We start from the raw sequence: 12,087 nt of genomic DNA, 5'->3' as shown, positions 1-12,087 counted from the left end.
GCGCTGCACTACACGATCAGCGAAGGCCGGCGCCACCCCGTGCGCCTGCACAATCCGCGCGGCGAGGTCTACCGCCGCTTCATCCCCTGGCTGGGCCGCACGCTGAGCTTTCGCACCGTGGAGCCCGAGGCCGACCTGCCCCTCATCCACCGCTGGATGAACGACCCGGTCGTCGCGCATTTCTGGGAGGAAAGCGGCGACCTTGCCCACCACCGCGCCTACCTGCAGCGCATGGCCGGCGACCCGCATGCGCTCGGCCTCATCGGCTGCCTTGACGGCGAGCCCTTCGGCTACTTCGAGGCCTACTGGGCCAAGGAAGACCGCATCGCCCCCTTCTATGACGCGGGCGACCATGACCGGGGCTGGCATGCGCTGGTGGGGGAGGCGCGGTTTCGCGGCAGGCCCTACCTGACGGCCTGGCTGCCCTCGCTGTCGCACTACCTATTTCTGGACGACTGCCGCACGCAGCGCATCGTCGTGGAGCCGCGCGCCGACAACCGCAAGATGCGCAAAAGCCTGCCGCGCTGCGGCTATGCGCTGGTCAAGGAATTCGACTTCCCGCACAAGCGCGCCGTGCTGGGAGTCCTGCTCAGGGAACGCTTTTTCGCAGACGCCTTGTGGATACCGCAGACCGACGCAGCCGCGCCGGACGCACTGGACGCATCGACCCAATGAAAGGACCTTCCATGCAAACCCACCCGCTGATCGGCATCGGCTTCGGCCCCTCCAACATTGCCCTGGCCATCGCCCTCAAGGAGCGCGAAACCACCGCACGGGCCATGCACCCCGTCTTCATCGAAAAGCAGCCGCGCTTCGCCTGGCACCGGGACATGCTGCTGGAGCAGGCCCACATGCAGGTGTCCTTCCTCAAGGACCTGGCCACGCTGCGCAATCCCACCAGCCGCTTCACCTTCATCAACTACCTGCACGAGAAGGGCCGGCTGCAGGACTTCATCAACCTCAAGACCTTCTTTCCCAGCCGCCACGAGTTCAACGACTACCTGGCCTGGGCCGCCTCCAAGTTCGAGGACCGCTGCGTCTACGGCCAGGAAGTCATCGAGGTGCTGCCTGAAAAACGCGACGGCAAGGTGGAGCTGCTGCGCGTGCGCTCCCGCGATGCGGCCGGCAACGTGCATGAGCGCCTGGGCCAGAACCTGGTCATGAGCATCGGCGGCACGCCCAGCATTCCCGAGCAGTTCAAGCCCCTGCGCGGCGATGCGCGCGTCTTCCACTCCAGCGCCTACCTGCGCAGCATTGCCGAGCATGCCCGGCCGCTGCGCATCGCCGTGGTCGGTGCGGGCCAGAGCGCAGCGGAAATCTTCATGGACCTGCACGGCCGCTACGCCACCGCCGAGATCGATCTGGTCATGCGCGCCCGCTCCATCCGCCCTTCGGACGACAGCCCCTTCGTCAACGAAATCTTCAACGCCGACTTCGTGGACCATGTCTACAGCCGCCCGCACGACGAGCGCGGCGCCCTGCTGCGCGAGTTCTGGCACACCAACTACGCCTGTCCCGACCTGGAGCTGATCGAGAGCATCTTCAAGGTGTTCTATGAACAGAAGGTCGTCGGCGATACGCGCCATCGCTTCCTGCGCCGCCACGAGGTGCAGGACGTGCGCGCCGCCAGCGACGGCATCCACCTGGGCCTGCGCGACCTCAACAGCGGCATCGACCATGCATCGCGCTACGACGTGGTGGTGCTGGCCACCGGCTATGCGCGCGAGCACCACAAGACCCTGCTGGACCCGCTGGCCCCCTACCTGGGCGACTTCTCCGTGAGCCGCGACTACCAGGTGCACACCACGGCGGACTTTCGCCCCGCCATCTTCCTGCAGGGCGCCTGCGAGGGCTCCCACGGCCTCAGCGACACCCTGCTGTCCGTCACTTCGGTGCGCACCGGCGAAATCGGTGAAGCCCTGCTGGCAGCGCAAGCCCAAAGACCCGATGTTGCGCGCACAGAACAGCTGGCGCTGCAGGATTGAAAGATCGCAGGGCGGCATGATGGCGCAGGGATCTCCCATGCCATAATTTGAATGCAAACCATTTGCATTTGAATTTGAATCACCTGCGCCGCTGAATCCCATACCCGCTGCTGCACCGCCCCGGCCCTGGCCGGGGTTGCAGCATCCGGTAGGCCCTTCTCTGTACGGACCCAGGGATTCCAACCCATCGCCCTTGCGGAAAGGCAGGTATCCGGATGCGTGACCTGATCCAGGAACTCGTGGCTCACTATGGCGATCTGCGCCGCCAGCTCACGCGCGATCTCCGAGATCCGCACTATGCGGCCGACATCGCGCAATCGAGCTTCGAGCGGGTCTATGTGCACGCCCTGGGCCTGCGCAGCGGCAAGAAGGCCGAAACCCTGCCCGACGCCGGCATCGAATCCCCGCGCGCCCTGCTGTTTCGCGTGGCACGCAATCTGTGCATCGACGACGCGCGCAAGCGCAAGACCGCCCAGGAATGGACGCGCCAGCAAATGGTGGTGCAGCACAGTGCGCCCTCCAGCGAAACCCTGGCCGCCCAGCGCCAGATCCTGAACCGCGTCGTCCAGGCGCTGGAAGGCCTGCCGCCTCGCCGGCGCGAAGTCTTCATCCTCTTTCGCGCCCATGGCTACACGCGCGCGGAAATCGCCGATCAGCTCAACATCACCGAAATGGCCGTCGCCAAGCACATGGTGCGTGCCACGCTGGACTGCTCGCGCGTGCTGGCCCAGCTGCGCTCCGAACTGATCGAGGACCATGCGCTGGGCAACGCCATGGATTTCGACAACAGTACACTGACCGACGACGCATCCTGACCCCCCCTTTCCATGGCAAGTGCACCTAGCGAGCGCATGGTCGAGCATGCGCTGACGCTGATCGTTCAAAGCGAAATCGCTCCCGACCCGGTGGCCGACCAGGCCCGCCTGTCCCTGGGCGAATGGCGCGGGAAATCAGCCCGGCACGATGCCGCCGCACGCGAGGCGCACCTGCGCTGGAACCTGCTGGGCGGCATGTCCGGCGGCCTGCGCGAGCAGTTCCAGGAAACCACCCTGCTGGCCGACCGGGCCTCGCGCTCCACCCAGGCCGTCCGGCGCCGCAAGCTGCTGCTGTCCTTCGCCGGGCTGCTGGGCACAGGCGCGCTGGCGGGCCGGGGCGCCTACTGGTACTGGCAGCAGCCCATACACACCTCGGCCTACGCCACGCGCAACTCGCAGATCCTCAAGATCACTCTGGCCGACGGCAAGCTGCCGCTGCAGGCCAGCCTGGTGGAACTGGCGCCCCAGAGCGCCATTGCCGTGACGCTCTACCGCCAGCGCCGCAGCGTGTCCATGGCCCGGGGCGAAGTGCGATTCGACGTGGCCCCCGATCCCGACCGGCCCTTCGAGGTCATCACGCGCGAGGCGCGCATCGAGGTCGTGGGCACGGTCTTCACCGTGCGCGACCGCGGCGGCCCCGTCACCGTGGGCGTGGAGCATGGCCATGTCAGGGTCCGGGTGCTGGGCAGGGATGCGCAGGATGCGACGGGCCCGGCGGCGGCAACGCTGGACCTGCTGCCCGGCCAGATCGTGGACATCCGCAACGGCCAGGCCGAGGCCGTGCGCCAGGCCGATGCCGCCACGCTGTCCGCCTGGCGCGAAGGCTGGCTGGTCTTCGAGAACACCCCGCTGGCCGAGGCCCTGGCCACGGTCAACGCCTACCGCACCCAGCCCATCGAAGCCGCCGATGCGCGCGTGGCCGCGCTGCGCCTGACCGGGCGCTTTCGCGCCAATGACTCGGCCGGCCTGCTGGCCGTGCTGCCGTCCATCCTGCCGCTGAGGGTGCGCCCGCAGGCCGGGGGCGGCGTGCAGTTGCAGGCGCTCTGAACGGCGCCTTCGGTTCCCCGACAAAGAAAAGGCCACGGCCGGATCGCTCCAGCCGTGGCCCATGGCCCATGCCCGCTTACCAGCGATAGGTGGCCGTGCCGATCACCTTGCGGGGCTCGCCGTAGAAGCAGCCGTAGGAGCAGCTGGCGATATAGGTCTTGTCGGTCAGGTTGGTGAGGTTCAGGGCGAAGCGCCAGGGTCCGGTGGTATAGCTGACCATGGCATCCACCAGGGTGAACGCCGGCAGCGAGACGGGAACGCCATAGGCCAGGCCGCGTGTCTGGCCCAGGTACCTGGCGCCCATGCCCACCTTGAGGCCGGCAAGCCCGAAGTCTCCAAAGCTGTAGTCGCCCCACAGCGATATCTGGTTGTAGGGCACGCCGATGGAGCGCTTGCCCAGCTCGTCCGGCTGCAGGGGGCTTGCCTGCGTGGTGCGCGCATCCGTGTAGGCATAGGCGGCAATGATGTTCACATTGCGGCCGATGGAGCTTCGTGCCTCCAGCTCGAAGCCGCGGGAACGGACTTCCCCGGCCTGTATGTTGAACGCCCTGCTGGCGTCCTGGGGATCGGGCACGAGCAGGTTCTGGCGGGTGAGCTGGAAGACCGCTGCCGAAACCATGGCCCTGGAGCCGCTGGGCTGGTAGCGGACACCGGCCTCGTACTGCTGCCCCGTCGTCGGCTTGAACCGTGATCCAAGGCGGTCCTGGCCCTGGGTGGGCTCGAAGGACTCGCTGTAGCTGAAGAAGGGGGCAAGGCCATTGGCAGCGAGATAGACCACGCCGAGCCGGCCCGTGAAGGCCGAGCTTTTCTCATTGGCCGCGCTCACGTCCCCGGTGAAGAAGTTCGTCTCGTTGAAGCGGACCTTGTCATAGCGGCCGCCCAGCAGGACCACCCACTTGTCATCGATCTTGATCTGGTCCTGCGCATAGATGCCGAGGCGCTTGTAGTCGTTCTTCCAGGACGAGCGGTAGTAGGGGGAGACAGGCCCCACCGGCTTGCCGTAGACCGGGTTGAAGACATCGAGGTCGGCGGCCTGCTGTTCATAGCGCTCGGTCTCGTGCTTTGGCAGGGCGTAATCGAAGCCCACCAGCATGGTGTGCTTGATGCGGCCCTGGTCCAGCTGGTACTGCAGCGAGGTATCGGTCACGAAGGCCGACGAACGGTCCCAGCGCGGCTGGAAGTAGCGCTCCACCACCGAGCGCTGGTCGGCGGACAGGCCCCAGCCGTCCGTGCTGAAGTAGCTGCTCTTTGCGTTGTAGTAGCGCATGCTGTTCCTGAGCTTGAGTTTCTCGGAAAAGGCATGTTCGAAGAGATAGCCGATGGAGTAGCGGTCCAGATCGAATTTGTCCCGTCCCGCCTCTCCGATGAAGCGGTTGCGGGGGATCTGTCCATTGATGTTGGGCAGCAGGGTGCCGTAGGCGGGCAGTCCGTAGACGTAGGCGGTGCGGTCCTTCTGGACCTCGGCCAACAGTGTCAGCGAGGTGTTCGCATCGGGCTGCCACTTGAGCGACGGGGCGATATAGGTTCTGTCATCGGGCACATGGTCGATGAAGCTGTCGCTGTCGCGCTTGAGCGCCACCAGCCGGTAGGACCATTTGCCCTCGTCGTCCAGGGCGCCCGCAAAATCACCCGAGACCTGCCTGCGTCCGAAGCTTCCGGCGTCGATGTTCAATTCCCGGATTTTTTCCGTGGTGGGCCGCTTGCTCACGGTGTTGACCACGCCGCCCGGGGAGACCGAGCCAAAGATCACCGAAGAGGCGCCCTTGAGCAGCTCGATGCGCTCCAGGCCGTAGGGCTCCTGCCGTCCGTCGTAGATGTTGGCCGTGAACAGGCTGCCGTCCCGGTACATGCCCGTGGTGCGGAACCCGCGCAGATACAGGCTGTCCGAGGTACGGTCCAGGCCCTCGGCGCGGGTGACGCCGGCGGCGTAGCCCAGCGCATCCTGCAGGCTTTGCGACTTCAGCGTCTCGATCTCCTGGGCACCGATGACCGTGATGGACTGCGGTGTCTCCAGGATGGGCGTATCGGTCTTCGTGCCCGTTGAGCTGCGCCGGGCGACATAGCCCTGCACGGGGCCGGCTGCGGTTTCGCTGTCCGTGACGTTGATGGTCGGCAAGGTCGCGCCGGAGACTGCGGGACGGCGGATGGCGAAGCCTCCGTTGTTCGTCCTGATGGCTTCCAGGGACGTGCCGGCCAGCAGCTCCCGCAAGGCCTGCTCCGATGTCAGGCGGCCGTTGACGGCGCGGGAACTGAGCCCGGCCACCAGGTCGCCTGCGGCAAACATCTGGGTTCCCGTCTGGCGGGACAGCTCGTTGATGGCCGAAGCCAGGGCCTGGGCCGGCACATGGATATCGAACACTTGGGCAGCCTCCTGCCCTGTGGCCTGGGCCACCGCCCCGGTGCTCCAGAACGAGACGGAACCAAAGGCCGTGGCAAGGGCCAGGCTCAGCAGATGTTGACGGGGCAAGGAACGCATGGCTGAAGAATTTCCAAAGGCATTGAATGAGACTGGTTACCAACCGGGCGCGGACCTCGGCGCTGGTTGTTGTGCATTCCAAAGACGTTCTGCGCAGAAAAATGGAGACAAGGTGTAACCCCGATTTCACGAAAAAACCGGGATGGGACGGGGGCGTCCTGCCCCGTCCCCGGCTCACGTCAGTCCAGCGCGTACTCCAACGCCAATGCATCGAGGATTTCGGCCGTCAGCCCCTCGTTCCTCATGATGGCGTAGTGGTCGGCGCGGATCACCGTGCCCTCGGCCCTGTCGACCCCCTCGGCCCCCTCCTGGCGCAGCTGCTGCGCGAGCCGCAGCCGGTGCCCGGCCGCGGTTTCATCGCTCCACCAAAGGCTTGCCGCCGCTTGCACGGGCGCCAGGGCCTGCGCCTGCAGCGCCAGGTGCTTCAGGTGCAGGGTGGTCAGAAAGGCCTGGGCCAGGTCGGCGCCGTCCATGCAGGCATGGCCGCTCGGTCCCCCCGGTCCTTGCCTTGCAGCTTCGCGGCCGAGCGCGGCAGCCAGAAGATCGGCGCGGGGCGGCACCGATGCATCGATGTCCGCAAGGTCCTCGATGCGCGCCAAGGGCAGCATCTGCGAGACAAAGAGCCGGAAGTCATCCCACCACGACGGGGACCCGGCCGCATCGCCAGCAGGCACGAACGGGTCCACCAGTCCCAGGAAACCCACCGTCTGTCCCTGGGCTTCGAGCCGGGCCGCGATCAGGGCCGCCAGGCTGCCGCCCAGGGACCAGCCGAGCAGGTGGTAGGGGCCGGCGGGCTGTACCTGCCTCACCATCGCGCAGTAGTCGTCGGCCATCTGCTCCAGCGAGCGGTCGCGGTAGCCGGGATCGCCCAGGCTGCGGCAGGGTATGGCGTGGACGGTGCGCCGGTCCTGCAAGGCCCGTGCCAGCGGCTGGTAGTCAAACACCGTGCCGAACCCGGCATGCACGCAGAACAGCGGTGGTGCAGCCTCGCACACGGCGTTGAGCGCCACGACTCCTCCAGCTCCCCCAGCTCCACCGGCGCCGGCTGAGCGAAGCTCCAGCAGGCCGGCAATGGTCGGCCGCTGCAGCAGGTCGCGCAGCTTGAAGTCCAGCTGCGGATCGCCCAGCTTGCGCACCTTGGCGTGCATCCTGAGGCTGAGCAGGGAGTCCCCGCCCAGTTCGAAGAAGTTGTCGGTCTCGCCCACGCGTTCCACGCCAAGCACCTCCTGCCAGATGCGGGCCAGCGCCATGGCCGACGCTGTGGACGGTGGCACGTGAACCCGCCCGGCATCTGCCTGCGGCAGCGGCAGCGCACCACGGTCCAGCTTGCCGCTGACCAGTCTTGGCAAGGCGGGCAGGACCAGCGTATGGGCCGGCAGCATGTAGTCGGCCAGGTGCTCGCCTGTCTGCTGGCGGATGCGCTGGACCAGGGTCTGCGCGGCGGTGCCCTCCTCCCCCACCACATAGGCCACCAGCTGCTTGCCTGTACCGGCATCCTGGACCAGCACGGCGGCATCGACCACGCCGGGCACGGCCCGGACGGCCTTCTCGACCTCGCCCAGCTCGATGCGGAAGCCCCGGATCTTGACCTGGTGGTCGGCCCGGCCTATGTACTCGATGTTGCCGTCCGGCATCTCGCGCACCAGGTCCCCCGTGCGGTACAGGCGGCCGCCACCGCCGTCGAAGGGGTCGGCGACGAAGCGCTCGGCCGTCAGGCCGTGGCGCGACAGATAGCCGCGCGCCAGGCCATAGCCGCCGATGTACAGCTCGCCCACGACGCCGTGCGGCACACGGTGCAGGTCGGCATCCAGGATGTGCACCGTGCGCTCGCCCACGGGCCGGCCGATGGGGGCGTAGGCGCAGTCGAAGGTCTCGCTGGCATCGGCCTTCCAGATCAGCGGCGTCACCACCGTCTCGGTGGGGCCGTAGCCGTTGATGAGCAGGCGCGGGCGCAGGCTCTGGCGCACCTTGTCGTAGGCGGCCTTGGGCATGGCCTCGCCACCGAAGACATACAACTCCACCGGCGGCGGCTCCTGCGACTGCTCTGCGGCCCAGTCCGCGATCTGCGCCAGATAGGCCGGAGGGAACGCGGCATTGGAGATGCCATGGTGGCGCAGGGCCTCGCAGGCCTGCTCCGCCGTCCACATCTGCGGCTCGCGCAGCACCAGGCCGGCGCCGATGCTCAGCGCCGTCAGCCAGCGCTCGTGGGCGCCGTCGAAGGAGAAGGACATGAAATGCAGCTCGCGCGAGTTCGCCCGCATGCCGTAGATCCCGGCCGTGGCCGCGCAGTGCATGGACAGCGGCCCGTGCTCGACCACCACGCCCTTGGGCTGCCCGGTCGAGCCCGAGGTGTAGATCACATAGGCCAGGTCGCGCTCATGCACGGCATGGGCCGGCGCCGCGTTGCAGGCCTGGGTGAAGTCCACCTCCTCGGCCACCACCAGATGGACCACGGCGGGCGTGCCCAGTTTGTGCAGCGCCGCCCTGTGGGCGATCAGGTGGGAGGCACCGCTGTCTGCCAGCATGAACCTCTGGCGTTCGGCAGGCGACGCCGGGTCCAGGGGCAGGTAGGCCGCGCCCGCCTTGAGCACGGACAGCAGGCAGATCACCATTTCCAGCGAACGCTCCATGGCGATGCCGACGATGGCGCCGCGCCCCACGCCGGCCTGCACCAGGCGGTTGGCGAAATGGTTGCTGCGCGCCTGCAGCTCGCCATGGCTGATGGTTTGCTCGCCCATGACCAGCGCCACCGCACCCGGGTCCCGGCGCGCCTGCAGCGCCATGCCGGCATGCACGGGCAGGAACGGCGGGCGGCAGGCATCCGTGCCCATGCCCGTGCCCGTGCCCGCCGGCCCATCGCGGCCGGGCTCGGGCAGCAAGGCGATGTCCCGCAGGCAGTGCATGCCCTCGCTCGCCATGGACTCCAGCACCTGCACCAGTTGCCGCAGCAGGGCCTGCACGGCGTCATCGCCGAAGCTGCTCCGCTGGTAGATCATCTTGAGCGACAGCACATCGCCCAGCCGCACCTCCAGGTCCATGGGATAGGAGGTCACATCGATGGCATGCGTCACCGCAAACCGCAGATGCGGGTCGTCATGCGCGGACAGCACGGCATCCATGGGGTAGTTCTCGAACACCAGGATGCTGTCGAACAGGCCGCGCTGGCCCTTGCCCGCCCAGCGCTGGATGTCCGAAAGCGACGTCTGCTCATGCTCGCGCGAGGCCAGGTTCTGAGCCTGCAGCGTGCGCAGCCAGGGGCCCAGCTCCAGCGCGCCGTCGCAGGCCACGACCACCGGCAAGGTGTTGATGAACAGCCCCTGCATTCTTTCCACGCCGGCCAGCTCGGGCGGGCGGCCTGCCACCGTGGCCCCGAAGGCCACCGTGGCCTGGCCCGTGTACCGCGCCAGCACCAGCGACCATGCGGCCTGCACCAGGGTGTTGGCCGTCACGCGCTCGCGCTGGGCAAACTCCACCAGCTGCTGCGTGGCACCGGCATCCAGCGCGGCGCCGGCCTCGTGGTGCCCCTGCCGGGCTGCAGGCAAGGCACCAGGCCGGACAGCAGGCCGGGCAAGCGCATCCACCAGCAAGGTGGGCTCGTGCAGCGGCTGCACCAGGCGCCTCCAGTAGGCCTCGCTGGCCCCGTGGTCCAGGCCTTGCAGCCATGCGATGTAGTCGCGGTAGCTGGTGTCCACGGGCTCCACGGCAATGCCCTTGTAGTCGCGCAGCACCTCGCCCAGCAGGCTCGATGAGCTCCATCCGTCCGTGAGCAGGTGGTGGGCGGTCCAGATGCAGTGGTGGCTGCCATCGGACACGCGCACCAGGGCCAGCCGCATCAGCGGCGGCTTCCTGAGGTCGAAGGCCGCGAACTGCCCGGCGGCCAGGGCATCCAGGGCCCCAGCCACATCCTCGCTGTGCCGGCAGTCATGCTCGGTGATGTCCAGCAGGACCTGCCTGGCCACCCATTGCAGCGGCAGGGACGCATCGGCCAGGAAGCCGCTGCGCAGCACGGCATGGCGGTCCAGCACCGCCTGCCAGGCCTTTCGGAAACGCGCGGCATCCAGGCCATGCGCATCGATGCGCAGTTGGGTGACATAGGACAGCCCGGAGGGATCGGACAGGCTGTGGAACAGCATGCCCGACTGCATGGGCGACAGCGGATAGAGGTCCGCCAGATTGCCCGCAGGCAGGTCCAGGCCGTCCAGCTGCGCCTGCGTGATCCGCGCCAGCGGGAAGTCCGAGGGCGTCACCCCCTGCGCGCCGCTCAGGCAGTGGTCGATCAGCCCTTCCAGCTCCTGCCGGTAGCGCCCCATCCAGGCCTGCACATCGGCGGTGTCGTGGCGGGCCGTGCTGAAGGCGGCCGTCATCACCAGCTCGCCGTCGTAGACGCGGCCATTGATGGTGAACTCGTGCGACAGCGGCGCCGAGGCGTCGGCCGGCATGCCGCTGCCCTCTGCAGCCGGCAACCATTGAGCCGCGCTGTCAAAGCTTGCGTCGAACTGCCCCAGGTAGTTGAAGACCAGGCTGGCCTGGGGCAAGGCCTGCATGGCCTGCCTTTGCTGCGCCGTGCCCAGGTACTTGAGCACGCCATGGCCCAGGCCGTGCAGCGGCACCTCGCGCAGGCTTTGCTTGACGCGCTTGAGCGCGTCGCCAAAGCCTGTGCCCGCATCGAGCGCCACCGGGAACACGCTGGTGAACCAGCCCACGGTGCGCGAGACGTCCACGCCGGCCGACAGCTCCTCGCGGCCATGGCCCTCCAGGTCCACGAGGATGCGCTGCTGCCCGCTCCACGCGCACAGGGCGCGCCCCAGGGCGGCCAGCAGGATGTCGTTGATCTGCGTCCTGTAGGCCGCCGGCGCGCGGCTGATCAGGGCCTCGGTGCGCTCCCGGTCCAGCCGCAGCTCGACGCTGGACTGCCATGCCAGGGTGTTGGCCCCCTCGGGGCGGGCACAGGGCAGGACGGCCGGCACCTGGGCCAGCGCCTGCCAGAAGGCCAGCTCGCCGCCGCATTGCGCGGCATGGGCCTGCAGCGCCTGCGACCAGCGCTGGTAGCTGGCGGTCTTGTGGACCCTGGCGGGCTCCAGGCCCTGCAGCCGGCTGGCATAGGCCGAACGCAGGTCCTCGAGCAGGATGCGCCAGGAGACCCCATCGACGACCAGATGGTGGGCCACCAGCAGCAGGCGCCAGCTGCCGTCGCCCACCTCGATGCACAGCCCGCGCAGCAGCGGCCCGTGGACGATGTCCAGGCTGCGCTGCGCCTGTTCGCACAAGGTCTCGATCGCGCCGGCATCCCGTGCCTGGCGCACCCACAGCAGTGCCTGCAGGTCGGCCTCGGACGGGCTTGCGTAGGCCTGCTCCCAGGCGCCCTGCGCCGTGGGGCGAAAGCGCAGGCGCAGGCTGTCGTGCCGGGCCAGCAGATCGGCCAGGGCCTGGCGCAGCGGCGCAGGCTGCAGCGGCTGCGTGCTGCGCAGCAGCAGGGCCTGGTTCCAGTGGGATCGCTGCGGCACGTCCGTTTTGAAGAACTCCGCCTGAATGGGCAGCAGGGGAACGCTCCCTTGGACCGGGGTCTCCTGCTCCACGGCCTCGTCCTGCACGGGCTCGGCCACACGCGCCAGCTCGGCAATGCTTTGCCGCTCGAACAGCTGCCGTGGCGACAGCTTCCAGCCGAAGCGGCGCAGGCGCGAGACGATCTGCAGGCTCAGGATGGAATCACCGCCCAGCGCGAAGAAGTTGTCGCTGCGCCCCACCCGCTCCAGGCCCAGCACCT

The 12,087-nt window shown here is 68.1% G+C and carries 6 protein-coding genes; 4 read left to right on the top strand and 2 right to left on the bottom strand.

Features of this window, described 5'->3' with window-relative positions; genetic code table 11:
* The 4 genes from JHD82_RS27145 to JHD82_RS27130 form a co-directional block, all read left to right on the top strand.
* The coding region (locus JHD82_RS27145) for a GNAT family N-acetyltransferase (protein WP_233174910.1) at positions 1-675 on the top strand (675 nt) is incomplete at its 5' end.
* Positions 676-686: 11 nt separating this feature from the next.
* Entirely contained in the window at positions 687-1,985 is a 1,299-nt protein-coding gene (locus JHD82_RS27140; protein WP_199139890.1) for a lysine N(6)-hydroxylase/L-ornithine N(5)-oxygenase family protein, read from the top strand.
* 215 nt (positions 1,986-2,200) lie between these two features.
* Positions 2,201-2,800, top strand: a complete 600-nt coding sequence (locus JHD82_RS27135; RefSeq protein WP_199139888.1) for an RNA polymerase sigma factor — start codon at positions 2,201-2,203, stop codon at positions 2,798-2,800.
* A 12-nt stretch (positions 2,801-2,812) separates the two neighbouring features.
* A complete protein-coding gene (locus tag JHD82_RS27130) occupies positions 2,813-3,847 on the top strand; it encodes a FecR family protein (protein ID WP_199139886.1) in 1,035 nt (344 codons plus the stop codon).
* 76 nt (positions 3,848-3,923) lie between these two features.
* Here the strand turns inward: JHD82_RS27130 and JHD82_RS27125 are convergent, their stop codons facing one another.
* Both JHD82_RS27125 and JHD82_RS27120 read right to left on the bottom strand, forming a co-directional pair.
* On the bottom strand, positions 3,924-6,323 hold the full coding sequence (locus tag JHD82_RS27125; RefSeq protein WP_199139884.1) for a TonB-dependent siderophore receptor: 2,400 nt from the start codon (positions 6,321-6,323) through the stop codon (positions 3,924-3,926).
* A 179-nt stretch (positions 6,324-6,502) separates the two neighbouring features.
* Positions 6,503-12,087, bottom strand: a 5,585-nt coding sequence (locus JHD82_RS27120; RefSeq protein ID WP_199139882.1) for a non-ribosomal peptide synthetase, incomplete at its 5' end; no start/stop codon positions are given.

Source organism: Delftia sp. ASV31 (assembly GCF_016428765.1).
Taxonomy (GTDB): Bacteria; Pseudomonadota; Gammaproteobacteria; order Burkholderiales; family Burkholderiaceae_C; genus Comamonas; species Comamonas acidovorans.
This window is presented reverse-complemented; position numbering and strand designations above follow the sequence as displayed.

Coding starts and splice junctions, on each gene's coding strand:
- JHD82_RS27140 (WP_199139890.1), top strand. CDS start 687: ATGCAAACCCACCCGCTGATCGGCATCGGCTTCGGCCCCTCCAACATT.
- JHD82_RS27135 (WP_199139888.1), top strand. CDS start 2,201: ATGCGTGACCTGATCCAGGAACTCGTGGCTCACTATGGCGATCTGCGC.
- JHD82_RS27125 (WP_199139884.1), bottom strand. CDS start 6,323: ATGCGTTCCTTGCCCCGTCAACATCTGCTGAGCCTGGCCCTTGCCACG.
- JHD82_RS27130 (WP_199139886.1), top strand. CDS start 2,813: ATGGCAAGTGCACCTAGCGAGCGCATGGTCGAGCATGCGCTGACGCTG.